We start from the raw sequence: 26,515 nt of genomic DNA, 5'->3' as shown, positions 1-26,515 counted from the left end.
TGACTTGATCAGCCCTGCCTGCAGCCTGCCCTTTCAGATTTTTCTGTCACCGTTTAAACAAATCTGGTATACTGCAGTTTCTATAGAAGTGAACCTGTCTTTTTCTCCCCTGTTCTTGGGGTCTTATTTATTTTCATTTCTTGAGAGGAGGCTGTCATGTCTGCGTCTGCTTCTCACCGCTCGGTCCTGCGTTACCTTTACAACCACAATCCGTTCTATGTCATTAGTGCGGTATTGATGTTGTTCGCCGTGCGGTCTGCTTACGGAACCATTGAGATCGGTTCCATCAATTGCTGGGTGATGATGGGAGTGCTCGCCGGGTATACGCTGCTGCTGGCGGGGATTGGTGTGCTGATTGTCCGCTGGGGCAAGGTCTGGGAAGATGCCCGTTCGATTCTGCTGCTGTTGCTGCTGTTGTTCCTGGGGGTCTCGGTCAGTATGGATGATCTGTTCTCGCGGATTACACCCGATCAGGGAATGCTGTTAATGATCGGCGGCTTTCTGTTTTCGGCGGTTGTCTCAGAAGCCGTGTTGTGGGGCGCCGGCATTCGCCTGGGCGCCCGCTATCGGATTCCTTATCACCTGTTCCTGGCGCTGTTTTATTTCGCTCCCTGGTGGTGTTCTCCCGAGATGCATCCCCGTCCGGCTGCCGAACTCGAATGGACGCTGTTTCTGTTCCCGGTGGTCGGCGCGATTCTGTTTTTGTTTCTGCTGCCCGCCGTCCGCGGCGGTGTTTCGTATGTTAAAGGGAATGGAACTCCCTGGGGCTGGCCGTGGTTTCCCTGGATTGCGTTTGGCATGTTTGCCGCCTGTATCAGCCTGCGTTCGTTTGCGCTGTGTCTTACCTTCGGGCCAGCCGGTCCCATGTGGATTACCTCGGGAAGCGGACCCCGACTCATTTCTTTTGATACGTTGTGGGGATTCTATTTTCTGATTCCGCTTGGCTTTGTCCTGCTTCTGTTGTTGCTGGAAGGCAGCCTGGTGACGAAGAATAAAACCTTTCAGGCAGGCGTGATCCGCTTTTCGCCGTTATTACTGTTGCTGGCGATGCCGGCGACGACGGGGCGGGTTCACACCGGTTTTCTTTTCAAAGTGACGGACGTGCTGGGCGGACCGATCTGGCTGACCCTCTGGCTGCTGATCGGCTTTTATCTGCTGGCAGCGGTGCGACGTGTACCAGGCGCATTCACAGCAGGGCTGGGAGCCGTGGCTTTGCTTTCTATCGTTGGCCCCCAGACACTGGGTTCGCGGACGCTGATCGAACCGACGCCCTGGCCGTTGCTGCTGGATGGCGGATTACTGCTGATGCTGGGGCTTCGCCAGCGTTCCTCCGGAATCTGTGCGGCAGGCGTGCTGGCGGCGACAGCCGGGATCTGGCTGGTGATTCCGGACACGGTGCTGTTCGAGTACCGGTTCACGACCTGTTTTCATCTGTTGTGGATCTCAACACTTGTGTTGGGGCTGACGATGAAGGATGACTTCAGTCGCGTGCTGCAATGTGCCAGTGCGCTGCTGGTCCCGCTGGTGGCGGTCGTCGTGATTCTGAATGAGCGTGCCATGGAAATCCCGCTGGCCTGGCGACTCTCTTATGTCGCCACATGGGCCGTGGGCTGTCTGTTGATTGCCCGGCTCTGGTCGAATCGCTGGTTTACGTATTCGTTCGCCGCGACGTTGAGTATTCTGCTCTACACCAGCGCGACCTACGGATTTCGGCTGGCAACGCGCACGCTGGATCAATCGGCGGTGATCGCGTTCCTCTGGTCGGTGGGCGCGTTGTTACTCGCATTCCTGATCAGCGCCCACAAAGCCCGCTGGCTGCCCGAATATGCCTGGTTAATCCCCCGGAAAGAAACGCCGCCGGAAGACGAAATATTACCGCCGCCACCTGAATCTTCTGATGAAGAGAAGTGAGGACAGACGGCAGAATATTTAAGGGGGCAGGTCTGGATGCATTCAGGCCTGTCCTCTTTTTAAAATATTAGAGTTGTAATGTAACGACAGCAACGTTGATAAATCTTTCCTAAGTGCGTTATACTTGCTAGCGAGGTGTAAACCCGAAAAAACGGAATCTTCAAGGGAGTGATGAATACGATGGCGAAAACTGTTCCGGTTTCTAAATTCACGGAACTCAGGGGATTAGATCGCATCTCTCACATCACACACGAGATGAACTGTCTTTTTCGTGTCATCTCGCAGGATGACGTTGGCATTGATGGCGAAATCGAAGTCGTAACACCTAAAGTAGACGGCAATGGCTACGAGACCAGCGGTGGCATCATTAAGGTGCAGGCTAAGTCGGGGACGAGCTATGTTAAAAAAGACCACGGCCTAACATTCGCAACTCCCGTTCGCATGGATGATCTTGAATACTGGAACCATTGCACATTCCCGGTATTCTTTATCGTCTACCATCCTGATGACGATGCGCTGTACTTCAAGGAGATTAAAACATATATCCGAGAGACTGAAAACGTTTGGCAGACGCCTCTGGAAGTCATCTTTAACAAAGCAACCGATCTCTTTACGGCGAACGCAAAGGATAATGTTTGTGAACATGCTGCCGTAAGTCCACCTCGGATTTCGTTCGATCAACAGGAGCGTCTGTATACAAATCTGCTGCCGGTCAAGCGACTTCCGAAGACATTGACTTATGCCAAAACCCGCCGCAAATCAGCGACACGAATCAGGGAAGAGATCGAAGGCTACAAACCACCTTTCTGCATCCACGATAAGCATCTCTATACGTTGTCTGATTTACGCAATGAAAAGAACGTGCTTCGTGAAGTTTGCGACGTGAATACAATTGAGGAGATGCCGTTCTCTGCTTGGATGGACGATTTCGACTTGCGAAATCATCTTGTATACATGGTAAACCAATTGTTTGGAAGCCATTGTTATCAGTGCGGATTGGCCTATAACCGGGACTTTAAGCGAACGTATTTTCCACGTGAATCTGATGACGATACCGATAAGAGTTTTTCTCGAACATGGAGGAGTCTTCGAACCAAGCGAGACGCACCGCCTCGAACTGTTGTCCAATTCTACAAATACGGGACATTTACATTTTGGCGACACTTGGCCGCTGAGTTTCGCTTTGAGCAGTTCGGAGAAAAATGGTTTCTACGGATCACACCAAAGTATCTCTTTACGGATGACGGTAAGAAGCCTTGCAACCCAACATTGGTCGGACCATACACAACAAAACTTAAGGCGATGGAACACAATCCGCAGGTTTTAAATCATGTGCTCTTCTGGGGACAAACACTTGCGAATGGCCATTCGAGAATCGAGATGACGCTTTTCGGAGAGACGCTTGTGGTGATCGAGCCTGAACCAGCAACAGTCATTGCGGAATTTGCAATTCCGTTTGATCCGGCAACCCATGAAGAGGAACCATCATCTCCCCAGTTGACTCTGTTTGGCTTAAGCGACATGGAGGATGATTCGAATGAGTATTAGCATAGAGTATCTCAAAGAGCCAAAGCTTCAATTCGGGAAATACTTTGAGCACCAAGACACGAAAACAGGGCTTGCCGAATTCGGACCGTTTGGGAAAAACATAGCTGGTCTCCATCCCTCTGAAATCAAAATGGGTTTCATTGGCACTCGTGAAACCATCGCTGGTGCGAAGGAATGGTTAGAAGAGTGTGGGACAGAAATCGAAAGTGAAAACTCGAAAGTTATCAAAGCCAAAATCAGGGAAGTAGACAATCTTCCGAGCTTGTTCGGTCAGGACATATTTGAAGACGAACACATTCATGAACCAATCGTTCGGTTGTACAAGATTCTGAATCGTGACTTCATCGGTTTCTCAAAGGATTCTGAATTTGAGTCGTGCTTCCAGATGAACGACCGGTGGGATCGAACGATTCGACAGAACGAAATCAACAAGACGCTTGGGATCGAAGAGAAGCAACGACGGATTTGGGAACTCGTCGAATTGTTTAACGGTCATATAAAAAGCCTTGCTGAGACAAGCCCCGCTCCAGATATCATCGTCCTCGCACTGACTCCTGAAATCATAGACGAGGCATACACCGTTCAAGTTACCGGCAATTTCTTTCTAAACTTCCGGCGTGCGATCAAAGCAAAGGCAATGCAGTGGGGCGTGCCTATTCAACTAATCCAACGTAGTACCATTCTTGGCAAGAAACCGAAGGGACGTAAGACACCGCTACAAGAGAAAGCGACCAGAGCTTGGAACTTTTGCACAGCATTGTATTACAAAGCCGAGGGTATCCCTTGGTGCCCTGTGACTGTTGAGAAAGACACGTGTTTCATTGGTGTCGATTTCTATGTTGCCCAAGAAGGTAAAGACAGCCTGACTATGCGGACCAGCGTGGCACAGGCGTTTGACTACCTCGGACAAGGACTTGTGCTTCGTGGTGATCCGTTTGAATGGAACTCCGATGCGAATGGAAAGAGCCCGCACATGTCTTGTGAAGGTGCCAGTCGCTTGGTTAGTGCAACGCTGAAAGAGTACATCAATGTCCGGGGAACGCCACCCAAGCGAGTCGTGGTCCACAAACCGTCACGTTTTTGGGGACATGACCATGGTGAATATAATGAACTCGATGGATTCATCGAAGGTATCCAGTCTGTTTTTCCCGGCTGCGACTACGATCTCGTCACTTTGACTCGTTCACGAATTCGGTTCTTTCGAGAAGGTCAGTACCCACCGGCACGTGGTTCATATTTCTGCATCGAAGATGAGGCCCATTTTCTCTACACGATGGGCTTTATTCCGTATCTTGAAACATTTCCCGGCAGTTACGTCCCCGAGCCATGGCAAATCCTCGAACGTCACGGCAGTAGTGCCCCGAAAGACTTGTTCCGGGAAGTGCTGGAACTGACAAAGATGAATGTTAATAATTGCTCGTTCGCAGACGGAACACCGATTACTCTGTCGTTTTCACAAAAGATCGGCGAGATTATGAAGCACGTGTCAGATGAAGATCTCGTTCAGACAAGTTATCGATTTTACATGTAAGGCAGTAGGAAAAAAGTAGCCTTAAAAATAGGCTGGGTTCGATAATACTGGACGAGATCCCCTCAGTATGATGAAGTCAGGTTTGTCTGCCTGATTTGTTCCCTTTCATCTCATTTGTTTGTAGTCTATTGATAGGACAAATTAAAGCACTTCATGCTCGCAACAGGCGCACAGCTGAGGAAATTATCATGCGAACTCCTTTAGTCATCCCGACCTGCTGCCTGATTCTGTTGTTGCTTGCCGCATCACCAACGCCGCTTTCCGCAGCAGCTGATAAACCGAACCGACCGAATGTGGTCATCATACTGGCGGATGACATGGGTTACGGTGACGTCACTGCTCTAAACAAAGGTAGCCGCATACCGACTCCGAATCTCGATCAGTTTGCGCGGCAGAGCCTGGTCTTTACTGACGCGCATGCAGCGGGATCGTATTGTGTGCCTTCCCGCTATGGCCTGCTTACGGGTCGCTACATGTGGCGGACGCGACTGGGATCGGGGGGCAATCTCGCTAACTTCGCTGGCACGTTGATTGAACCGGGACGCAGGACGATTGCGAATCTGATGCAGGACGCCGGTTATCAGACCGGGCTGGTCGGGAAATGGCATCAGGGAATTGACTGGAAGCTGCGGGACGAAAGCGCACGGGTACAGATTCGCGTCGATCCCAATTACCAGAACTTCAAAAACATCGACTTCGCTGCTCCCGCATTAAAGGGGCCGAAAGATTATGGGTTCGCCTACTCGTTCGGCACCGCCGGTTCCGCGGAGATGAATCCGTCGACGTTCATTGTGAATAACCGGGCGGCAGTCATTCCCACATTGACGACTGCCGAGGCAAAGGAGAAGTTTGGCGAATGGTATGGCCGGGACGATAACATCATTGCCGAGGGGTATACGATGGATCGTCTGGTGCCGACGCTTTCGAACAAAGCGTGCGAGTTTGTGGAGACCGCGGTCCGCTCGAAACCCGATCAACCGTTCTTCCTGTATTACGCGATGACGACGCCCCACAATCCGATTGTTCCCAACCAGGAATTCGTCGGTAAAAGTCAGGCGGGGACGTACGGCGATTTCGTCGTCGAACTCGATTTTCATGTGGGACGGCTGCTGCAGAAACTCAAAGACCTGGGTATCGCAGACAACACTTTGATTTTCTTCACCAGCGATAACGGACCCGTTGATCGGACGCGCGGCTATCCCCAGCGCTGGGTGCGGGGAGACACGCAGATTTATGGTCACGACAGTACCGGCCCGTGCAGCGGCTGGAAGGGGGGCCTCGAAGAAGGGGGGCACCGGGTACCGTTTATCGTCCGCTGGGCTGCGAAAATCAAACCGGGAGAAGAGTGTGCGACGACGATTGTCTTCAACGATGTGCTGCCCACACTGGCGGAAATGTTGAACGTCAAGTTAGACAGCAACACTGCTGAAGACGGCGTCAGTTTCTATCCGGCATTAACAGGTGCATCGCGGCCTGTTTCGTTTCACAAAGCGATCATCCACAATCATCACAACGGCCACTTCGCCGTCCGCCAGGGAGCGTTTAAGCTGATTATCAAAGGACCGAAAACGGTGGAAGAAGTTCTGGATGCGCGTGTTCCCGTGAAATATCAGCTATATGATCTGGACAAGGATATTGCCGAGTCGACTGACGTTTCAGCAAAACACCCTGAGAAAGTCAAACAGATGCATGCACTGTTGAAACAATACGTGAAGGCAGGTCGCAGTACTGATTGATACTGAGAGCTCAATGACCTTGTTCTGGACTTGAGTTGTTCGGGTAAGCTTGTTGGAGCGGTGGCAGGAGTTTATCTTACCTCTACAACATGTCACCCGGATTGAATTCGTATCAGCGACAGTCAGACTATTGCCTGTCTGTGATTCTCTTTCTCATACTTGCAAAATGAAAAGTGCCCCATGTTACGCCATCTGCTCGAAAAACGCTTGCCTCTGTTTCTCGAATTTCTCTCTGCTTTCAGGCGTTATGCGTCATATATTCAGGAGATTATCTACGGGTTGCTCCTGATTCTTTTCCTGGGAGCGATTCTGATCTGGAGATATGAGAATATCGATTTTGGGGATGCGATTTACTTTACCTGCATCACCGGTTTGACCATCGGCTATGGTGATATCACTCCTGAGACGACCATCGGAAAAATCGTGAGTGTCGGAATTGGCCTGATCGGCATGCTGGCGGTGGGGCTTTCCGTCGCGATTGCCACCCGTGCGCTGAATGATACCGCGGTGCGACATTTTGAAATCGAACGTGAAGACCAGGCCTCTTAAGAGCAAACCTGTGAGGAGCAATGTATTATGATTGAGTAGTCTCTTGATTGTCCGTTAATGATTATGATTCCAGTGATATTTCAACAGACGCAGTCCCGTCAGTTTATCAATCAGAGCGGAAGCAATACTGAGAACCACCACGGACAGGGCCGCTGGAACAATCCCGGTACAGAGACCAATCACTGCCCACAGGCTGATCTGGCCTGCAGTGACTCCATCCGAATGCAACAGAAATGTGGACATGAGCACCAGCCAGTAAGACAGCAGCGGGATACCCAGCAGGAACAGAAATTCCCGCCTGCGACTGGAACCAGATCGTTCTGCCAGAAACATGCCAACGGAGGCGCCCAGGCAAATTATGGCACCCTGCCAGTAATGCGAGAGCGCTCCAGCCAGAAGTATGAGTGCCAGAACTATCAGCAATCTCCGAAAGTCGACTGGTAGCGACGACTTTTGTTGGAAATCAGCATCGAGATTCTGTTCTGACATGCTTTAACCCTGGAGCGGAATAGACACAAGCTTGATCAACAGGACTTCTGATGATTGAGTCCTCAACACTGGTGTATTGTATATTCTATCTCACACTGAAATAATATTGCAAAAAGTAGGATTGTTAGAAGACAACAAGCTCTTTAGTCCGGTGAAGAATGTATTATCCAGGTATGGTTTCTGATTAAAAATGGCAGACATTGTCCGTCTGGTCACGGGAACAGACATCTTTGATTTGAAAAATGTGAATGAATCACGAAACCAGATCAGTCGTTTGGGGTTAATAACAGCATGAAACATTACATCATCATTTCAATTTGTTTATTTTCATGTACAACCACATTCAGTCAGGAGCCGAAACAGGTAGCCGGTGATAGAGACTCACGTCGCGCAGCGCTGTTAAAACGGTTTCCTGAAAGCGATACCAATAAAGACGGAGTTCTGTCTGCCCGTGAATTGGCGGCGCATGTGAAAAAACAGCAGAACAGTCCGGAAATGCAGGCGCGACTCAAACGCATGCTGCAGCGATTTCCCGAGGCCGATCTGGACAAAGATGGAAAGTTGAGTGGGGACGAATTACGAAAATTTCGGGCTGCCAACCAGAAGAAAGGGACGCCGCGAACGCGACGTGGCAATGTGCCCAAGGTCGTTGCGACCGTGCCTGATGTTGCTTATGGCGATCATCCATTGCAGCGGTTTGATCTCTGGCCGGTTCCCGATACGAAGAAACCGACTCCGCTGGTTCTCTTTATTCATGGCGGCGGTTTTCGCGGGGGAGATAAATCGCTGTTGAAACGGGGGCTGGTGGAAACCTGTCACAAAGCGGGCGTGGCTGTCGCGGCGATGAATTATCGCCTGACCGATACGGGGCCGTATCCCATGCAGATGCACGATGCTGCCCGCGGCTTGCAGACCATTCGACATCGCGCGAAAGAATGGAATATTGACCCGGAACGCGTGGTCTGCTTTGGTGGTTCTGCGGGAGCCGGGATCAGCCTGTGGCTCGCCTTTCATGATGACCTGGCCGATCCGGACAGTGATGATCCGATCGCCCGTCAATCAACACGCGTCCTGGCAGCGGGGGCAATGAATGGCCAGCCCACCTATGATATTCATACCTTTCGAAAATGGTTTGGCATTCCTGATCTGGCCATGGGGCCTGCGATGCCGGCCTTCTATCATATTGAAGGTGAGGCGGACATTAATAAACTTGCCGTCAAAGCCTTGATGCAGGATGCGTCGCCGATCAGTCATCTGGACAGTGATGATCGCGTAAGTGTTTATATGACGTATAGCCGTCCTGATTCCAAAGTTACACGCGATACGGAATCGGCTATCTGGGTCCACCATGTACTATTGGGGCTCAAGTTGAAGGAAGCGATGGACGCGCAGGGGCTGGAATGTACGGTGACGGCGCCTGGCATGCCTGCTGAAAAGAGTCCGTATGATTCACTGGAAGACTTTCTGATTTCCAAAGCTAAAGGGATCCGGGCAGGGGAGTGACGATTGTCTCTTTTTCTTGCTGCTGTCGCATGTGCCTGTTAAATTGATGTCACAGGTTTTCTTCCTACTATCTCCAGCAGCCGAGACTTCTTATGCCCGTTGATCCGTTTCATCTTGCCTTTCAGGTACGTGACATTGCTGAAGCCAGAGCCTTTTATGGCGGACTGCTGGGCTGTGGTGAAGGCCGCAGTGCCGAGACGTGGGTCGATTTCAATTTCTTCGGTCACCAGGTCGTCTGCCATCTGAATCCGACTTTGGGACCCGAGGGGAAAATCGCTTCGCACGCCAATCCTGTTGACGGTCATGGCGTGCCTGTTCCCCACTTTGGCGTGGTGCTGACGATCGATCGCTGGAATTCGCTGGCGGATCGACTGCGCGAACAGGATATAGAATTCGTGATTGAACCCTACATTCGCTTTGCCGGTCTGCCGGGGGAACAGGCGACGATGTTCTTTCTGGATCCCAGCGGCAATGCCCTGGAATTCAAAGCCTTCAAAGATATCGAAACGCAGCTGTTTGCGACTTGATCTGATTATGCTAAAGTCGTGTACTGGATTACTGGTTTAAAAACGAATGAGGAATATTTCGTGACAATCGAAACTGCAAAAGACCTGAGGGAATTAAGAAAGATCGGCCGAATCGTCGCGATTACCCTGCAGGAAATGATGGCCTGTACACAACCGGGCGTGACCACAGGTGAACTGGATCTGGTGGGGAAAGCGTTGCTGGAAGCTCACGGGGCCAGGTCCGCTCCAAAACTGACATACAATTTTCCCGGTTATACCTGCATCAGCGTCAATGAAGAAGCCGCGCATGGGATTCCCGGAAAGCGGGTGATTCAGCCAGGAGATGTCGTCAACATTGATGTCTCTGCTGAGAAGAACGGCTATTTTGCAGACACGGGCGGCACCTTCGTTGTGCCTCCGGGTAATCCTCTCAAAGACAAATTAATCGCTTCTACACAGATGGCTTTAACCGAGGCCTGTCACGCTGCAAGGGCAGGACGTCCACTGAATGGGATCGGGAAATCGATTCAGAAAGTCGCGAAACAAACCGGTTTTCGCATCATTCGCAATCTGTGTAGCCATGGTGTCGGGCGAGGTCTGCACGAGGAACCTGGTGAGATTCCCGGTTATTTTGTACCAGGAGATACCAGGGTTTTGCATGAAGGGCTCGTCATTACCATTGAGCCTTTCCTGTCAACGAAAAGCAGAATCGTCACGGAAGGCAATGACGGCTGGACCCTGGCAGGGGAGGCAGGAAACTTGTCAGCCCAGTTCGAGCATACCCTGGTCATTACGAAGGGCAAGCCAATCCTGCTGACGGTGGTTTGAACCGCTGGCTAAGACATTCCATTCAGCACCGATTATATCTATCGGTCGTCGCTGATGCTCCCAAGCATAGGCTGAATGGCTTTACATATTCCGAATGTATGCTCTCGTGATCGCTGACACTACCATCGTAAAGAAAAACAGGATCAGCCCGTAGCGCGTTTTTTGTTTTAACCAGCAGACTCCCGCGATGGACAGGCCGATGCCTGTAAGCAGTAAGGCACTGCCTCCTAATATGTTTTTCCAGGTGAGTGCGACGCTGTCGAGCGCCGGGTATTCACCGTTGCTGAATTCGATGGGCCCATGCTTAATATTGTAGTACACCAGCGAACCGAGCATCAACAGGCCGCCCGCAATTAAAAACAGGCCGAACAGGGAAGTCACAATTCCTGCGATCAGATGCCAGCGCATGATTGAAATGAACCTTACTTTTTAATTTGAAACGAAATCGCAGGTCGACCTCTTCGTGTCGACGCAGTTTTCACGAACTATAGATGATCGAACTGATCAGTAATTGTAATGACCACGGAAGCACGATGCTGGTTCATGGCTCATGAAAAATGCGTTAATTGTATGATTGCTATTTGTCGATGCCTGTCGCTTCAGAGCCTTTTGGTGTCGTCGCGATCTCTGCCATAACGCCGAAATGGTCGCTGGGCCAGTCTTTACCGACAGGTTGATTGAGTACGACGCGCGTTGAGACAACGCGTGCGTATCCGCGAAAATGGTGAGGGGAACCGAGGAAGATGTAATCGATGCGACGATGATGGTCGGACAGATGCCAGAACTGTTCGGTGGTCTTTTTCGCGTAGTGATTCTGCGTGGTCCACGTAGGACCCGCACCCCGGTTGCCCGCAGCTTTCCACGCATCATAGTAATGCGTGCTGTGTCCATCCAGACTTTGAAGTCCGGTGAGATAACGAATACCGGCAGAGTCAGGCGTGGCGTCGAAATCGCCGGCGATGATCGGCGGGAAGCCGTTGGGATCGCTGATTTCACGAATGAAACGGTCCAGCGCTACGGCATCGCGTTCGCGCTGGAGTTCCCGGTCAAACTGCCAGCGCGCCGTCCCGAATGTGGAAACGAACAGCAGCCGCCCGATGGGCTGTGGTGCTGTGATTTCAACCGCCAGGGCTTTCCCGCTGCCAGGCAGACTATGAAATGCTTTGCGTTTCAAAGGCCAGCGGGATGCGACCGCGACATCCAGCAGGCGGCGTTCTTTGTTATCAGAACCATCCGATTCATGTTCGATATGGTAGTTCAAGCCCTGCAGCAACTGTTTGACCTGGTGTTCTTCTTCCGGTTTCCAGCCCGCTTCCTGAAAGCCGATCAGATCAGGCTGCAGTGCGGTGATCTGCTCGCGCAGTAGTTTCATGCGAAGTTCGTACGGCTCTGCATAATTCCAGATGTTCGCCGTCAGAACCCGCAGCGGACGGTCAAGTGTTTCGGAGGAAGTTGGTTCCTGGCCTGATGAGACCTGGCAGACCACTGAAATAACGATCAACACGCTACAGCGGGTCAGCTGGTGGGAAGAAAGTCTCTGCATGTTAAGTGCTTTCATTAATTTCGGGAAAGTTCAGATGTTTGAGGCAACTGATACCTTTAGATTCTGAATCCGTTATTGTTTATCTTCGAGCCAGATACCAAACTTGTTCCAGATGTCTTCATCAAATACACCGCCAGCAGGTAACCCGGCGGTTTGTGCGATCCTCTTCCATTGATCTGAATCGAAAGAATCTGGAACTCTGTTGGCATTGATCAGATCAATTAACAGTCCTTCGAACGCCATTTCCGGCTCATTATGGTTAAGGTAATGATCGACTCCCGCGAGTTCATTCTGGTCGAATATCCCCCGGCAAGATTCAACCAGTTCCGCGACTTCTTCGCTTAATGCTGCGATGGCCTCGCTCGACAGCGGTTCGCGATAATCATCTGGACTCTTCTCAGTCATGTTGTGTTCCCTGGCATGATTCTGAAGGCTCCCCCTTTTGGGTTTCTGTGATGAAAAACATTGTAGATCACCTGCAGGTCTTCTAGGATAGAGAGTTGTACAAAGTGTGTTGACTGCTAATTTAGACTTCTACCCAGGGGAATATCATGAAACGCGCTCATTTCAAAAATCTGTTAGTCGGAGCACTCGCTCTACTCATGTCGATGACTACGCTTGCTTCTGCCGACGATGCCAAAGAGGCCGCAATCAAAAAAGACCACAAGCTGATTGAAGGAACCTGGAGGATCAAGACCCTGGAAGTCAATGGTAACAAAGCAGGTGATGCAGACGCCAGTAAGTTTACCGTAGTCAACGGTGCGGATGGAACCTGGAGCCTGCACTCGGAAGGGAACGAGGTCGCCAAGGGAACCAGCACTATTGATCCGACACAGAAACCCAGGACAATCGACTTCATGCCAACTTCAGGGCAGGATCAGGGACAAACGCTGCTGGGTATCTACGAACTCAAAAAGAATACCCGCAAGCTGTGTTTCGCACCTGCCGGTCGGAACCGTCCGACAGAATTTTCTTCGACCGCTGAGAATCAGCATATTCTGGTGACGTTCGAGAGAGTGAAGGCGGAGTAGGGAACCTCGTGAATTGAATTTAAGTCGAATATCGAGCTGAAGGTAGTGCACAGCCGAATGTTTTTCTTGATGAGACATATGTTACAGAGAATAGTTAAAATGCTAAAACAACTCTGTGTGTTCTTGACTGTTCTTCTCCTGGCAGTCTGTCACAGCATCGCGAATACGGAAGAGGTCCGCGTGGAAACGCCGGCCGCATTGCAATCTGCTGTGAAGTCGGCCCAGCCGGGAGACGTCATCAAGATCGTCGGCGCTGACTGGTCCGATGTCAAAATCAAACTCATACTCAAGGGAACGGAAGCAAAACCGATTACCGTGCAGTCACAGGTCGCGTTCACGGGTGCGTCGGAACTGAATCTGCTGGGCGAATATGTGGTTCTCGACGGATTTACGTTTCGGAACGGCAGTCTGAAGACAGGGCATGTCATCCGTGTGCGGGGTGCACACAACCGGGTGACCCGCTGCATCATAGACAACTATAATCCTGAAAATATCGAGACCCGGTATCAGTGGCTCAGTCTGTACGGCCATCATCATCGCGTGGATCATTGCCGGTTTGAAGGTCAGAAGCATTCCGGCACCACACTGGTGGTCTGGCTCGATGAAGACGGAGAAGTGGGACGGCACCGCATCGATCACAATCACTTTCTGAACCGTCTGCAGGGGAACGGCAACGGCTTTGAAACACTGCGGATTGGTACCAGTGAAACCTCCATGAAATCTGCGCAATGTGTCGTTGCTGAGAACCTGTTCGAAAACTGCGACGGCGAAGTGGAACTCATCTCCAACAAGTCCTGCGACAATATTTACGAACGTAATACCATTGTCGGCTGCGCCGGCGCTCTGACATTGCGGCACGGCAACAACTGCATCGTTCGCGATAATCTCATTCTGGGAGACGGCGATCGCCATTCGGGCGGCATTCGCGTTGTCGGCACAGGGCATCAAATCATCGGCAATCACATTGAAGGGGTAGGGGATCGAATCGACGGCGCGATTGCATTAAGTGCGGGAGTGCAGAACCCGAAGTTGAATCAACATGCACAGGTCCAGAACGTCCTTATCGAAGGTAACACGCTGATCGATAACGCGGGAGAAGAAATCGTCCAGGGGCACGGCCTGGGCAGCCGTTCGCGCACGCTGTTGCCGGAGAATATCAAGATCAAAAACACCCGTCGCACGGGTAAGCCACAACTCAAGCGATTGAAACCCGCTGACGTCGGCCCTGATGCGAAGCAGGAGTAAGTTCTCTCTGAGTTTTACTTCGATACGACCCTACAGAAGTACTCTTTTACATGCAGACCGACGAGGGGGGAATACCCCAGGTAGAGCCAGCAGGTGTCTGCGTTTTCGAAGGTGAGCAGGGTGAGATAGTCCTGGTCAACGGGCAGTGCGACGGCTTTTGTCAACAGTGCCAGTTGAGTGGACGTGCGGCCGAGCACATGCAGGGGCTCTTCCCGGGTCCAGCCTGCGAGGATGTATTCTTTGCCCGCTTTGATATAGCGAATTTCGGGCATCGTATAGATGGCACGATGCCCGTCGTATTGCACCGTCATCTTGCCCAGCAATCGTTCCAGTCCGAGGGTTGCTTCTGCAGACAGGTTGCAGTCCGCCTCCAGATGCTGCTTTGTTAGTGGCCAGTCAGATTTCCAGGTTCCCTCAAGACCGGTAGTCCAGTCTGGCTGCGGTTCGTTTACGGAGACGGTATCGGGGGCTGCTTCCACCCATCGTTTCCTTTTCATCTCTGAATTCAGATCTATTTCAAAACATGCGGATCAAGCCAGACGGCGTGTGCTCCCCGATTAATTGCTTTTGTTTCAGTTCGAATCATCAGTCTGTTAATGTTCCTGACAGAAACTTTACAGAACAGCACATCCTTATCATCTTTAACGGAGGCTTTCCAGAGAACCCGGTTATCTCCCAGTACCATAAATGTAATAGTACCAACAAATTGATAATTATCGTCCTTGAGGGCCACGCCGGTCACAAAAGTTTTGAAATGACCGTCCAGTTGATAAGACACGCTTGCGGAACCTCTACTTGCTGGAACCATGCCCAGACCATTGGGAAATTCAAGCTGATTGACGGTAAACAGTCCCTTGCCATTTCCCGCGTCACCATTTTTTCCGAAAGGCCATCCACCATGAACCACATCTTCTTCCTGCATGTGATTCAGATACCGCAGGGGCATTTCGTTTAACCTGGCATTCAGTGCTGCTCGATCAGGGCCAAGAGTGCGCGACCAAGCCTGGCTATACAGGTCATAAGCGTGCATTTCCAGTTCCTGCTTCGTTGAGCCTTTCTCTTTATCAGCTAACTGATACCAGCCATTGGCGACTGTCAGCAGCGCATCTGCATCATTTGAGTTTGCGATTTCCTGCTTTGCCAGGGTTTGATATTCCGCATCATCCCCTTTGGCGAGCCAGAACAGTCCCTCTTTCCAGTTGTTCAACTTTAAAGCGACAAACTTTCCATATAAAGACGCTGCGTTCGCGTCGTTTGGATTCTCCTGCAGTTTTTGATGAGCTTTTTCCACGTCACGATATTCGAGCGACAGCATAATACTGCGTTTTTTTAAGCTGTTCGCCAGCGTAAAGGCATGGTTGCTGCGTGCCGATTTACCGATCTTGCTGGCGAAAGTAGCGATTTTCACTGCAGAAGAATAATCGCCTGACTGGATCGCAGACTGACTGGCGTTGATCGCGTCAAACGCCACATCTTTCAACCTCCCCTGGGAAGGTGCTGATTTAGCTGCCTGTAACAACTGCCTGTATTTCTCATCGAAATCGATGTTCTCAACAGGGGGAAACGCCTGCAGAAGCTGAGTCCCGCCTGCAAGGAGCAGGGCAGACAAGAAGATAAATGTGTGAATAAGAAACTGACGTCTCTGCGGTAACATGACTCAATCCAATCGCGTGTTTTTTTGAGCGCCTGCGTGAAATAGACAGAAATACAGTTCCTATCCTAAATGAATCAGCGTGCCGTTCCAAGCATTCTCTCTAGGGTTTCCACCGGAATTTCCCATTTGTGTTGCCATTTCCGGCTGGTATCATGGAGTGAATGCTCGAACTAAAAGTTACATCGTTACCTGGTGTGAAGTCTCTGGGGAACCCTATGTGCTGTCTCCGAATGCTGCATCATCTGATACTCAACATGGCAATCCTGATCACAGTCTGGGGCTGCACCCAGGCGGTTCCTGATAAGCCGAGTGAAAATTCCTCGGAAGTGACAACGGAGACTCAGCAGAAGTTCGCGTCTCCTGAAGAAGTCACCTCTGCCCTGGAATCGCGCTGGTCACTGGATGACATCAAAACCTATTGCATTCCGGAACGACGCTACAACCCTATGTGCCAGAACCTGGTGACAGACGTCGGAGTGACCTGGGAGGGAGCTCTCCACGAAAATGTACCGACGGGCTTTGCCTCGATCAGCTGGTACGGCACAGCAGTGGAGGGCAGGCTGCATGAATATTCGTTAGGCGTGAGTCGAGGCGAAAATTACTGGTTGCTGGAAATCGGGAATGTCAACTCATTCGACAGGCAACCCCGTGTCGCGCCCGATCCCTCAGGACCATGCTTTATCGGCAGCGCGCCCGCTGAAAATCAGGGATCTGGCAATTCAGATTCGGATGGCTTTGTTTCACCAGTCAAACGTGATTAGGTTACTAGAGTTCAAAGCAATGAGTTAAGCGTGTCAGAGAAATTGAAAGATGGAATCGGGGTCTGACCCCTTTGCATCCTGCCCCCTTTGTTTCTCCCAGTCATTGAGGTGAGGCCATAGAATGCCTGTGAAGATTAAACCATTAACGAAAAAACAACTTCGAGAGGTTTTTGAGTCCTATTCGGACGTATTTGCCCATTGGGACAAAGACGTCAGTGCTGCTACGTTTGCTAGAACTTCTGGACCGGTCAAACAGCAAGTATGGTTTGAAGGATTGCGGTCCGGTGAATACCGTCCGGCGTCAGGTGTACGAATACGAGTAGCTCCCGATGTGGCAATGCTCCACCAGTTTCTGGATATTCGCCATCGTCAGATCTTGCACTCTCAGCATGAGGCGATGCAACCGTCTGTCATCGCAGCAATGACGACTCAGTTCATGCCGCACCTCAATCAGCCGCTCGATGCTGCCGAAGTCTTACGTTTGTGTGAAGCAGAAGCAACAAACAACATTTCTGATATTTGTGGCGTTGCAGCACTAGCGGCTTATCTGGGCAGGTCAAATTTGGCTCTTGAATGGTGCAAGAAGGCAGAGGCATCTATGGCCCGCCTCGGGCGACAACCTGCCGAATGGGAACTCTCACAACACGACTTTGTGAAGCAACTTGATCTTGCCTTAAGATCAAATGCTGAAGCAGCATTCTTGAAGAAGTTTATGGTAAGCTAGTGCCCCGTCATTTTTAATAAATGGGGTTGCAGAGCTTGAGTAAATATCAGATCCTTCACACATTCAAGGAGGAACTGATATGGAAAAGAAATACATCGTTCGGCTGTCGCAGAAGGAACGTGATACGCTTACGGATGTCCGCAAGCGGCTGAAAGGTTCACCACAGAAGGTCAGGCGAGCAGAGATTCTGTTGAAGGCGGATGCGCGGGGGCCGAACTGGACTGACACGAAGATCGCTGAGGCGTTTTCGTGCCGCGTGCAGACCGTTGAAAATCTCCGGAAACGACTGGTCGTCGAAGGGTTTGAGATCGCCTTGAATGGCAAGCCCCGGGAATCACCACCGAGACAGAAAGTTCTCGACGGCAAGCAGGAGGCGAAGGTGATTGCCATGCGTCTGGGGCAGTTTAGAACACGATTTGGCGCACCAGCGCAGGAGATATTCAGACAACGATGACACCAAAACAGTTTGACAAAGTGGCACGCCAACTCTTTGCAGGTGTGCTGTCAGCATACGGATTCACTTGTGAGGGATCTCGATACTGTACGTTCTACCGTAAGTATTCTGATGAACTATTTCATTTCGTGCTTCCTGACTTGGGAACTCATGGGACATGGTTCGACGTGAAGGTGTTTCCGGCATCTCCATTGCTCGACCCGTTGTTTCAAGAGGATTTCCCCGATGACGTGGGGATTCCGACAGACAGCTATTCTTACTTGAGTGAACGAGGCATTGGTCTCGATCAGGAAAAGTTCAACTGCAAAACTGAGGAGAATATGCGTCATCGATTCGAGGCGAGCGTGCGACCGGCACTGGAAGATCGGGCGATACCTTATCTCGATCAATTTTGCTCGATTGATGACATCGTCCCCGTGTTGAGTAACCCTATATTCCGTGGGATCGGACTGCATCTTGTTGGCAAGATGGAAGAAGCCATTCCACTGCTACAACAACAAAGGGAAAGGTTGTCATTGTTAGACAGTGATACCCCGGCCATTTCAGCACGGCTGAGGTTCATCGAAGAATTGCTCGAAGGCTTTTAGCGATATCAAACACAGCCTAATTATGTTGCCGTTGTCCATTACCAGCCGACGACTACGTCGGCTTCTGCATCACGATCATCTCAGGCTGTGCCAGTTTGAACGGTTTCAGCTTGGCCGGTTGAGCAGGCTTCTATGGCTTGAACACTGGCATGCTTGATATCTAAAAACTTCAATAATGGTTTAAACGCAAATTAAACTCAGCTTGACCAATTATTTTTGTAATTTGAATCGTATCCATGTCTGATCTCACTCAAAAACTAGCCATCTTCGGCTGCCTGCTCTTCACCAGTTTCTGTTTGTGGAAAGCGGGAGCGGGGCTGATTGGTGGTGCGGATACCGAGATTCTGCCCTCTGCACAGGCGGTAGTTCTTCCTTCAGGGACGCCGCCGCGGGTGGTGACGACGCCGATTCAACAGATGCGGCCCGGGATGCGGGTGGACGGTCGGAATCCACTGCGCATTCAAACGGAAGCGACAATCGATCCTACGCCGGCAGGCTGGCGGCTGGTCTCGGTGCGGATGCGGAAACCGGACGGCAGTGATTTCGAAGCAGAACTGATGCGGCCCTTAAGCTGGATTTATCGCCACCGCGCAGCCGGGTGCGGTGATTGAGCTCAACATGCCGGAACTGCATGTGGTGGGAGCAGCGGAAGTGCTTTCGATCTCCGCCTGTCCGCCTATTGATCCGGGTGACGGGCCGGTTGTGCTTTCGACGTTCAAGAACATCGCGAACAATGTCCTCAACATTTATGTGGAAGGGGAAACCGAACCGATCGGCGTCACCGCCGGGCATCCTTGTGGTGTGCATTAGGCTCTCTGTGCTTCCAGTAAATTCAGAGTGCGAATAATTATATGTGAGAGGACTCATTAAAACAGGGGCGCTGCCCCTTTCAGTCTTGTTTCTAATCGAGATCAGAACGCTTAAAGATCGTCTCTCAAATTATTTGAAACAGTTTATGGTATGGGTGTCTTGCGAGCATTGTGTGTTATTGTATAGTATTATTCGATGCAACGATTTCCCTATATCACCGATTACATAAACGAAGTATTCGCGAAAGAAATAACGCAGTGGGATTTTATTCTGCTGCGTCCATTGCTGATCGTATTCTATTTCTTTTTACGGTTCATCAGCTTTCCGATCAAGTTTATTCTGCGACGTGGTCCACTTGGATTTGAAGGATACCTGATCGACTTCTGGATGGCCTTTGGCATAAAGTATCTGGCCCGCCATGAAGCAGCTGAGTTGTTTATGCGGCACGTGCAAATCGAGCCACTGCTTTATCGTCATATGCTTGCACGTCGTGAAACAGCGACAACAGAAAAGCAAGAGAGAAAGCTGAATGGGATCGACGGAGAATTCGGTGTCGAGAATACGAAAACCATTGTCAATCATAACCTGACAATCGGGCACGACCTGCTCTCCTACGAATTGATTGATCGTTTTGACAAGACCGTCTTCCTGGAAAATCTGGAATACATTAGATCAATTAAACCTGAAAGCCACGAAAACTTCAGTAAAGCGGTACTGGAAGAAAACCGAAAACACTCGTTTCAGCTTTTAGGGGCCACGAACCTCGTTATTTTGATTGTAACTGTCATCACTATCTTTGGTGACTTAAAAACCACAATGACGGCTTTGAACTCGTTTGGTTCCGACTCGGTGCTCTTATGGTGTATGAAACAAATCTACGCCGAGAATAAGCAGGTTCAGATCGACCTGGATTTCTTCATGCAGGAAGTGAATAATCGAGGACATTACAACAGCAGCGCTTTTTTTTCCAATCCGAGTCAGTATCTCTACTATCACATCGTTTTTGACGAGGTCGTCTATGACATGCTGATGAATCAGCCACCGGTTTCTAAGGATTCTTGAATTTTAATGTCCTGCTATATCACGCGAACTGCTTCTTATCTCCCCGGCCCTGCAGTAGAAAACGACGAAATCGAGCGGTTTATCGGATCGCTTGCAGGTGAAGCTGCGACGAAAGAAAAAATCTTATCGATGAATGGGATCGTGCGTCGTCATTACGCACAGGACCACTTACAACAAAAAACACATGATGTTTATGGACTAGGCTCCCGTGCCGCGCAGCAATGCCTGAGTGATTACAAAGAAGCTGATTCAATTACTTATCTTGCTGCGGGAACCACTTACACGCCACTGGCGGCTCCCGGATTTGCATCGATCCTGCATCATCGGTTACAGGCAGACGGTTACCTGAATTATCCCGTCGAGATCAGTTCTCACGCAGGAATCTGTTCATCAGCCGCCAATGCCATGGTGGCTGCGATCCGGTCGATCTCGGCAGGCCATCATCGTTCGGCACTCTGTGTCGGTGCAGAGCACGCCTCAGAAATTTTAAAGTCAAGTGTGATTCAACCGATCGACGATCGATCTGAACACGAAAATTTACGAAACAGCCGCTGGTTTATGTCGATTTTTTTGCGGTTCATGCTTTCCGATGGTGCGGGAGCTTTTCTACTGCAGGATCGCCCTGACTCAGAAAAATTATCACTGCGTGTAAACTGGACTCACTCCATGTCGTTTGCTCATGAAGCGCCGTTATGCATGAAGCTGGAAGGCCGCACAGCTCTGCTGAGTCAAGATCTTTCTGTTTTATCGAGCTACCTGGTTCCGCTGGCAAGCAAATTTCTGAAGATCGCCCTCGAAGCTCAGCGCGATTCTCTCGACTCATATTCTAAAATATTACCCCATATGTCGTCCTATTTCTTTCGGCGTAAAATGGAACGTGTCATCGCCTCTCATTCCAGTAATCCACAGAATCCGGTTCCCTATTGGACCAATCTTGCAACCGCTGGAAATACCGGTTCTGCCAGCATCTATGTCATGTTGGACCAGTTCCTCAGACAGCATGAACTGCTTGATGGCGACCGGATTTTGCTGTTCATTCCGGAATCGGGACAATTCAATTTTGTGCTTGTCAGCCTGACAGTGGTGCTGCCATGACAGGCACAGGTCCAAATCCAAAGGTGACAGCAAAGCAGAAAAGACTTGCTATCATTGGTGGAGGCAGCAGTGGACTGATTAGTCTGAAGAATTCGCTCGAATCGCTCAAGGAATGGGACATTGTCTGTTATGAGAAGTCGGATCGAATCACTGGCTGTTGGGGAAACCCCTATCCAGGCTTCGTCTCGACTTCCACCAAATACACCACTCAATTTTCATGCTTTACTCCCTTCGATGCCAATGTGAAGCCGGATGGGGGTGCGAGTCGATCTGAGTTCTTTCGGAATGATGAATATGGTCAATATCTGGAGCAGTTTGCAGAAACGTTCTCACTCCATGGTCATATTGCCACACAACATTGTGTGGACAAGCTGTGTCGCGATGTCGATCGAGGTGGCTGGCAATTATCGATTACCGACTTGAAAGAAGAACATGCTGAACCAATCACAGAATATTTCGATTCTGTTATCCTCTGTACCGGCTTGACTGCTGAACGAGTACAAATCGACTGCAAGATCAAGATTTTGTCTATTCCCGAACTGCATCATCCTGTCGGGCTGGGGCACATCACTGAGAATCGTATTGTGGTTATTGGCGGTGGAGAGTCTGCCGTCGATTATGCAAACCGTCTTTCGCGACCCGAGCTGAATAATCAAGTCTTTTTGTCCTTAAGGTCAGGGATTCGAGTCAGTCCCAGGTATCATCCCATTCGAGGAGTGCCATCGGACTTTTTGAGAAATCGATTGCTGCTGTCGATTCACGAAGATATTCGAAACTGGATCGGGCAACGATTCGTCGAACTGCGAATCCGCTACCAGGAAACCTTTCGCCGATTGTTTCCTGCAAAAAAGGGGGCTGATGTATCAACCAGTGAAATGGATCAGGACGTAAATCAGATCCGCAAAGAATGGGCTTATAAACTCACAAAAACGGCAAAAGATGACCTGTTCAACATGTTTCATAACAAGAGTGATGATTTTTTAGACGCTGTTGCCGCAGGCAGAATTACTATAGTCGGACCTCCCGTTGACAATCAGTTCACAGTGTTTCGCCGTTTTGATTCCGATCAGGAAGAACACATCGAGCCGTCTCTCGTTGTTCCGGCAGTGGGGTACCAGGGAAGACTGAGCGAATTGTCGGAAGGGCACCTTCAACTTTCGGACTTTTATCTGGGTTGCATACATACCACTTATCCGGATATGTTCCTTGTCGGTTTCGCACGTCCGATTATTGGAAATATCCCCTCCATTAGCGAGGTGCAGGCACGTTTTGTGTGCGGATTAATTGCTGAAACGTTTCCTCGTCCTGCCAATATCGAGACACTGCATCGGGCAGATTCCCTCCGCAGGAAAGTCCGCTATAAGGAATTGAGATTAGAGTCAATTTACCCGGTGGAGATGTTTCCTTATTGTGACCAGTTAGCCAGGTTGATGAACACGTTCCCGACATTGCGTGCTCTCGGCTCATTGTCCGTCTGGTGTCGAATGCAACTTACTCCGGCGACAACGATGCATTACGACTATCGTGAAACGCAGTCACGCGAGCGAGATGCAACAACCCCGGTCTACATGCCCGGTTCATTAATCATTATTCTGCTGGTGATCAAGCCATTCGACTTCGTGTACCGAACTTTTAGAAGATTGTTCAAGCGAAACCTCTGAATCCTTTGTTTGCCATTGTCTAAACGCGGGGCTGTTGTTGAAGTCCGACAACATCATGCGAGACCAAAAAATTTGGGGAGCAGCGTAGGTAGGATCGGGGATGTCCCCGTTAGCCGTTCTGTTGCGCGATGATTGTATTGGCTGCTGCCAGTTGATCCTGCATGACGAGCACCTCCACCACTCCGGGTGCTTCAGCCCGGAACTGCGCGGTCAGGCCTCCGGTGCTGGTCGCTTTAATTCCATGCTCATTTAAGAGAGCAACAATCAGTTCTCCTTCCAGTTCATCCGCGGCGGTGGTCACGGTCACAAGTCTGTCGTGTTGAGCAGCCATGGTCAGTACTCCTGGTGGTCACTGACAGAGTCCAGACTCCCCCGTTTAATTGATCGAGTGACAAGAATCGAAGCAGAGACGATTACGAAGGCTGATTTTCTGAATAATCGATGCTTATGCTTGAATGTGCGGATCTGGATGTTCACAATTGAACATTGATTCTCTGTTCTATACAACCAGCATCAGGGGGCCACAATGCAGCATGACGCACAGGGCAGCCAGTCAACCGAATTTTTAATACAGCGCGGTTGAATGACAGAAAGTATGATGAACTGAAGAGGGTAACGGGGTCTGACCCCTTTAAAGCTCCCCTTAAATCTATTCAATTTGATCTATCGATTCGACCTTAGATAGAAGGTGACACTATGCCCAATATGGAATTCGATTTCCAGGGTCTGATACAACTGCTGGCCAAGAATCTGTATAGCGAAAAACGCGTCTTCATCCGTGAACTCATCCAGAACGCTCATGACGGGATCCTTCGTCGCCAGTCACGTGAATCCGATGCGTTTTCACCAAGGATCGATATCGAAAGTCGACCAGACGAACTTCAATTCATTATCCGCGATAACGGGCTCGGAATGGACTTGAACGACATCGGCGAATACCTGGCTGTCATCGGACGTGGAGCAACGAGACTTGAAAAGGGGGACGTCACCGGATTAGTCGGTCAGTTTGGAATCGGCTTTCTCTCGGCGTTCATCGTGGCCGAGCGTGTTGAAGTCGAAACACGAAAGACTGGCGACGACGATGGGTGGAAGTGGTCAAACAGCGGCACTCAGGAATACACGGTAAGCAATGTCAGTAAGGACTCATTTGGAACGACCGTGACTGTCTTTCTTAAAGGGGAAGAGGACAAAGGTGTCATCCATCCGGAAGAAGTTGACAATGTCATTCGTAAATATGCCGACATGCTGAAAGTGCCGATTCATCTAAACGGCAGCCGCGAACCGATCAACCAGATGATTATGCCTTGGGACCGTGACGGATTGAACGAAGAGACGCGTGCCCGGGAAACACAAGTCTATCTGGCAAAGACCATGCCCGACAGCGCGCTTGCCCTTATTGATGTCGACATCGAGAATCCTGGTCCTACGCGAGGAGTGCTTTACATTTCCGACCAGCGTTCGCTGCCCAACCATGAACAGCCTCCGGGAAGGGTGAGGCTTTATCAGCAGAGAATGTTTCTGTGTGAAACGACGGACCTGCTGCCACCGTGGGCTCGGTTTGTCCGGGGAGTGATCAATACTTCCGCAATCATCCCCACCGCTGCACGTGACAACTTTGTGCGCGATGACACGACCGATCGCATCAAAGAAGAATTCGGACACCTCATCATTGAACGGCTGCGTGAACTTTCGCTGGACGAGCCACAACGCTTCCAGAGAATACTGAAATATCACGATATCGGTATCAAGGCAGCCTGCTACGAATACGATGAGCTTTTCCGAAACGTGGCCAACCTGCTCGAATGGCGGACGAATTGTGGGGGCAAGGCGATCGATGAGGAGAGCTACAGCGGATTTTACTGGCGACGCCTGCCTGAAATTCTTTCGGCGTTGCCTAAGTCGGAATCCGGTCCCCAGGCTCTGCCCTGTTTCGCCACGGCGTTCTCGGCGAATCAGTATTTCAATATGGCGGAATCTGCAAACTCGCTGGTGATTGACGCCAGTGGCCCCTTTGAAATGTTGCTGCTTGAGAAATACGCAGAGTTCGAAGACGTTTCCATTAAAATTATACGCGTCGATCAGATTGACGACCCGAATATCTTTCGCCACCTGGAAGAGCATCAGGAAGAGGTTCGATTTCAACGTCTGGCAACACGCATGGAACAGGTGGTTAAGCCCCGAGGCAGATCAATCCGTGTCGAGGCCCGGAAGTTCAAACCAGCAGACCTGGCTGCACTGATTCGCACCACCGAGCGTTCCGAGATGCACCACCAGGCAGAGGATCTACTGAATCAGCCTAATACACCACAGAGTATGCGTGAGATGGCGGAGACACTGCTCAAGATGACCACGGCAGAATCGATGCGGCTCACCATTAATGCGGACAACAGCCTGATTCGTGATATTGCCGAACATCCCGAGTTGTTCGGCGAACCGGAAGTCGATGAGATTCTCAGTGGCATCTACAACAACGCAATTCTCTTTAATCAGGACCTTTTAACTACGGAAAACACTCAGATTCTGAATCAGCAGATGCATCGGCTGTTAGTGAAACGCTGGGAAACCGTGGCTGACATGGCAGAGGCGGTATTGCTGCAACCGGAGAGGGACCAGCCCGAACTGGATGTGGTGCCTGCGAAAAATCCGGAGCGACAGCACCGCTGTATCTTCATGGTGACACCAGAGACTGCGGAATTTGACGACGTCATCGAAGCCGGCCGCACTGTTGTGGAAGAACGCTGGAAATGTGAGTTGCTCCTGGCTCGTGACCTGAAACAGAAATCGACAGACGGCATTCGTCGGCTGATGAATCGGGCTGACGCATTTATTGTCGAGTTTACGACCATGCAACCGCAGCAGATGCTTGAAGCCGGCGCCGTTCGATTTGATCCTCGCTCACGTCCCGCTGTGTTACTGCGCGACGAGACGCACGTAATGCGAGAGGACATGCGCTTCGATCCGGGAAATCAGAACTGTATTGTCTACAGCAATCGGGGAGACAAGTCGCTGGTGGACTATCTCGACCACGAAATGCAGAACGATGTCCACATCGCGAAGCTGCTCAAGGATTCTGCGCGGCAGCGTTTTCTCTCCTCCCGTAGACTGGTTGAACTGTTTAAGCCAGTCACGCTGGACGCATTAATGGTTCGTACCCTGGTGAGCAGATTCCCTACCGAAGAACGCTGGCGAGAAGTGACAGAGGAAGACCTCGCCGACTGCCTGGATGAACATCAGGGCTTCGCCAGCATACTTCTTGATAACGTCCACAAATCACTGAATTGAAGGCT

At 50.5% G+C, this 26,515-nt stretch carries 25 protein-coding genes and 1 pseudogene; 19 read left to right on the top strand and 7 right to left on the bottom strand.

Annotation, left to right across the window (positions count from 1 at the left end; genetic code table 11):
• Positions 1-156 precede the first annotated feature (156 nt).
• The 5 genes from GmarT_RS18165 (at position 157) to GmarT_RS18145 (ending at position 7,275) form a co-directional block, all read left to right on the top strand.
• The gene (locus GmarT_RS18165; RefSeq protein WP_002645491.1) at positions 157-1,911 is read left to right on the top strand and encodes a hypothetical protein; all 1,755 of its coding nucleotides are present in this window, start codon (positions 157-159) and stop codon (positions 1,909-1,911) included.
• 180 nt (positions 1,912-2,091) lie between these two features.
• A complete protein-coding gene (locus GmarT_RS18160; RefSeq protein ID WP_002645492.1) occupies positions 2,092-3,459 on the top strand; it encodes a DUF4365 domain-containing protein in 1,368 nt (455 codons plus the stop codon).
• The gene (locus tag GmarT_RS18155) at positions 3,449-4,990 is read left to right on the top strand and encodes an argonaute/piwi family protein (RefSeq protein WP_002645493.1); all 1,542 of its coding nucleotides are present in this window, start codon (positions 3,449-3,451) and stop codon (positions 4,988-4,990) included. Before GmarT_RS18160 ends, GmarT_RS18155 begins: the two co-directional genes overlap by 11 nt.
• A gap of 188 nt (positions 4,991-5,178) precedes the next feature.
• The gene (locus GmarT_RS18150; protein WP_002645494.1) at positions 5,179-6,726 is read left to right on the top strand and encodes a sulfatase family protein; all 1,548 of its coding nucleotides are present in this window, start codon (positions 5,179-5,181) and stop codon (positions 6,724-6,726) included.
• A gap of 180 nt (positions 6,727-6,906) precedes the next feature.
• Positions 6,907-7,275, top strand: coding sequence for a potassium channel family protein (locus GmarT_RS18145; protein WP_002645495.1), 369 nt, complete (start codon positions 6,907-6,909; stop codon positions 7,273-7,275).
• 54 nt (positions 7,276-7,329) lie between these two features.
• Here GmarT_RS18145 and GmarT_RS18140 read toward each other — a convergent pair whose 3' ends face one another.
• Positions 7,330-7,764 carry a hypothetical protein gene (locus GmarT_RS18140; RefSeq protein ID WP_002645496.1) on the bottom strand — a complete coding sequence of 145 codons (435 nt, stop codon included), beginning with the start codon at positions 7,762-7,764 and terminating at the stop codon, positions 7,330-7,332.
• 291 nt (positions 7,765-8,055) lie between these two features.
• Here GmarT_RS18140 and GmarT_RS18135 point away from each other — a divergent pair, with 291 nt between their 5' ends.
• From GmarT_RS18135 to map, 3 genes are all read left to right on the top strand, one after another.
• Positions 8,056-9,267: an alpha/beta hydrolase fold domain-containing protein gene (locus tag GmarT_RS18135; RefSeq protein ID WP_002645498.1), complete on the top strand. Its 1,212-nt coding sequence runs from the start codon at positions 8,056-8,058 to the stop codon at positions 9,265-9,267.
• A 92-nt stretch (positions 9,268-9,359) separates the two neighbouring features.
• Entirely contained in the window at positions 9,360-9,794 is a 435-nt protein-coding gene (locus GmarT_RS18130; protein ID WP_002645499.1) for a VOC family protein, read from the top strand.
• Positions 9,795-9,854: 60 nt separating this feature from the next.
• Positions 9,855-10,601 (top strand): type I methionyl aminopeptidase, encoded by a 747-nt coding sequence (gene map / locus GmarT_RS18125; protein WP_044237162.1) that lies wholly within the window; start codon positions 9,855-9,857, stop codon positions 10,599-10,601.
• 81 nt (positions 10,602-10,682) lie between these two features.
• Here map and GmarT_RS18120 read toward each other — a convergent pair whose 3' ends face one another.
• The 3 genes from GmarT_RS18120 to GmarT_RS18110 form a co-directional block, all read right to left on the bottom strand.
• The gene (locus GmarT_RS18120) at positions 10,683-11,009 is read right to left on the bottom strand and encodes a hypothetical protein (protein ID WP_002645501.1); all 327 of its coding nucleotides are present in this window, start codon (positions 11,007-11,009) and stop codon (positions 10,683-10,685) included.
• A 169-nt stretch (positions 11,010-11,178) separates the two neighbouring features.
• The gene (locus GmarT_RS18115; RefSeq protein WP_002645502.1) at positions 11,179-12,144 is read right to left on the bottom strand and encodes an endonuclease/exonuclease/phosphatase family protein; all 966 of its coding nucleotides are present in this window, start codon (positions 12,142-12,144) and stop codon (positions 11,179-11,181) included.
• A gap of 72 nt (positions 12,145-12,216) precedes the next feature.
• On the bottom strand, positions 12,217-12,549 hold the full coding sequence (locus tag GmarT_RS18110; protein ID WP_002645504.1) for a hypothetical protein: 333 nt from the start codon (positions 12,547-12,549) through the stop codon (positions 12,217-12,219).
• 146 nt (positions 12,550-12,695) lie between these two features.
• On the opposite strand from GmarT_RS18110, the gene GmarT_RS18105 reads away from it, so the two are divergent.
• Positions 12,696-13,175 (top strand): TIGR03067 domain-containing protein, encoded by a 480-nt coding sequence (locus GmarT_RS18105; RefSeq protein WP_002645505.1) that lies wholly within the window; start codon positions 12,696-12,698, stop codon positions 13,173-13,175.
• A 99-nt stretch (positions 13,176-13,274) separates the two neighbouring features.
• Positions 13,275-14,420: a polysaccharide lyase 6 family protein gene (locus GmarT_RS18100; RefSeq protein WP_187782307.1), complete on the top strand. Its 1,146-nt coding sequence runs from the start codon at positions 13,275-13,277 to the stop codon at positions 14,418-14,420.
• A gap of 14 nt (positions 14,421-14,434) precedes the next feature.
• Here GmarT_RS18100 and GmarT_RS18095 read toward each other — a convergent pair whose 3' ends face one another.
• Positions 14,435-14,917 (bottom strand): hypothetical protein, encoded by a 483-nt coding sequence (locus GmarT_RS18095; RefSeq protein ID WP_149303056.1) that lies wholly within the window; start codon positions 14,915-14,917, stop codon positions 14,435-14,437.
• A gap of 14 nt (positions 14,918-14,931) precedes the next feature.
• Positions 14,932-16,074 carry an NPCBM/NEW2 domain-containing protein gene (locus GmarT_RS18090; RefSeq protein ID WP_002645508.1) on the bottom strand — a complete coding sequence of 381 codons (1,143 nt, stop codon included), beginning with the start codon at positions 16,072-16,074 and terminating at the stop codon, positions 14,932-14,934.
• A 215-nt stretch (positions 16,075-16,289) separates the two neighbouring features.
• On the opposite strand from GmarT_RS18090, the gene GmarT_RS18085 reads away from it, so the two are divergent.
• The 8 genes and pseudogenes from GmarT_RS18085 to GmarT_RS18050 all read left to right on the top strand — a co-directional run bounded on the left by GmarT_RS18085 (position 16,290) and on the right by GmarT_RS18050 (position 23,228).
• Positions 16,290-16,835 carry a hypothetical protein gene (locus GmarT_RS18085; RefSeq protein ID WP_149303054.1) on the top strand — a complete coding sequence of 182 codons (546 nt, stop codon included), beginning with the start codon at positions 16,290-16,292 and terminating at the stop codon, positions 16,833-16,835.
• Between the two features lie 121 nt (positions 16,836-16,956).
• Complete coding sequence (locus GmarT_RS18080; protein WP_002645510.1) at positions 16,957-17,559, top strand: hypothetical protein; 603 nt, start codon at positions 16,957-16,959, stop codon at positions 17,557-17,559.
• A 79-nt stretch (positions 17,560-17,638) separates the two neighbouring features.
• Positions 17,639-18,013: a helix-turn-helix domain-containing protein gene (locus tag GmarT_RS18075; protein WP_002645511.1), complete on the top strand. Its 375-nt coding sequence runs from the start codon at positions 17,639-17,641 to the stop codon at positions 18,011-18,013.
• Positions 18,010-18,600: a hypothetical protein gene (locus GmarT_RS18070; RefSeq protein WP_002645512.1), complete on the top strand. Its 591-nt coding sequence runs from the start codon at positions 18,010-18,012 to the stop codon at positions 18,598-18,600. The genes GmarT_RS18075 and GmarT_RS18070 overlap by 4 nt, the downstream gene beginning before the upstream one ends.
• A 236-nt stretch (positions 18,601-18,836) precedes the next feature.
• Positions 18,837-19,395, top strand: a pseudogene (locus GmarT_RS18065) (hypothetical protein); the annotation flags it as partial.
• Positions 19,396-19,605: 210 nt separating this feature from the next.
• Positions 19,606-20,472: a hypothetical protein gene (locus GmarT_RS18060; protein ID WP_002645515.1), complete on the top strand. Its 867-nt coding sequence runs from the start codon at positions 19,606-19,608 to the stop codon at positions 20,470-20,472.
• A gap of 6 nt (positions 20,473-20,478) precedes the next feature.
• Positions 20,479-21,567 carry a beta-ketoacyl synthase N-terminal-like domain-containing protein gene (locus tag GmarT_RS18055; protein WP_002645516.1) on the top strand — a complete coding sequence of 363 codons (1,089 nt, stop codon included), beginning with the start codon at positions 20,479-20,481 and terminating at the stop codon, positions 21,565-21,567.
• Positions 21,564-23,228 (top strand): FAD/NAD(P)-binding protein, encoded by a 1,665-nt coding sequence (locus tag GmarT_RS18050; protein ID WP_002645517.1) that lies wholly within the window; start codon positions 21,564-21,566, stop codon positions 23,226-23,228. Before GmarT_RS18055 ends, GmarT_RS18050 begins: the two co-directional genes overlap by 4 nt.
• A gap of 109 nt (positions 23,229-23,337) precedes the next feature.
• On the opposite strand, the gene GmarT_RS18045 is transcribed toward GmarT_RS18050, so the two are convergent.
• Positions 23,338-23,559 (bottom strand): DUF2007 domain-containing protein, encoded by a 222-nt coding sequence (locus GmarT_RS18045; protein ID WP_002645518.1) that lies wholly within the window; start codon positions 23,557-23,559, stop codon positions 23,338-23,340.
• 365 nt (positions 23,560-23,924) lie between these two features.
• Here GmarT_RS18045 and GmarT_RS18040 point away from each other — a divergent pair, with 365 nt between their 5' ends.
• Positions 23,925-26,510, top strand: a complete 2,586-nt coding sequence (locus GmarT_RS18040; protein ID WP_002645519.1) for an ATP-binding protein — start codon at positions 23,925-23,927, stop codon at positions 26,508-26,510.
• The last annotated feature ends 5 nt before the right edge of the window (positions 26,511-26,515 follow it).

It is taken from the genome of Gimesia maris, from assembly GCF_008298035.1.
GTDB lineage: Bacteria > Planctomycetota > Planctomycetia > Planctomycetales > Planctomycetaceae > Gimesia > Gimesia maris.
Note: the sequence above shows the minus strand (reverse complement) of the source record. Positions and strands in the feature narration are given on the sequence as shown.